Below are 247 nucleotides of genomic sequence, written 5' to 3'. Positions count from 1 at the left end.
CGCGCCGGATGGTGTTGAGGCGGGTGATGAGGGGGGCGAGGGTGCGGCCCTCGCGGGTGGCGGCGGCCCAGTCGCGGGGTTTGAGCTGGTACTTCTCGCTGTCGAGGTATTCCTCGCTGCCTTCGCGCAGGGGGGTGTTCTCGCACAGTTCGTAGCCGCTGTAGATGCCCCAGGTGGGGGAGAGGGTGGCGGCCAGGACGGCGCGGACCTCGAAGGCGGGGCGGCCGCCGTGCTGGAGGTAGGCGTG

At 71.7% G+C, this 247-nt stretch carries 1 pseudogene; it reads right to left on the bottom strand.

Features of this window, described 5'->3' with window-relative positions:
* Nucleotides 1–247, bottom strand: a pseudogene (locus tag ACFIF2_RS36010) (alpha-1,4-glucan--maltose-1-phosphate maltosyltransferase); the annotation flags it as partial.

This window comes from Streptomyces sp. BK79, assembly GCF_044142145.1.
In the GTDB taxonomy this organism is placed as follows: Bacteria; Actinomycetota; Actinomycetes; order Streptomycetales; family Streptomycetaceae; genus Streptomyces.
This window is presented reverse-complemented; position numbering and strand designations above follow the sequence as displayed.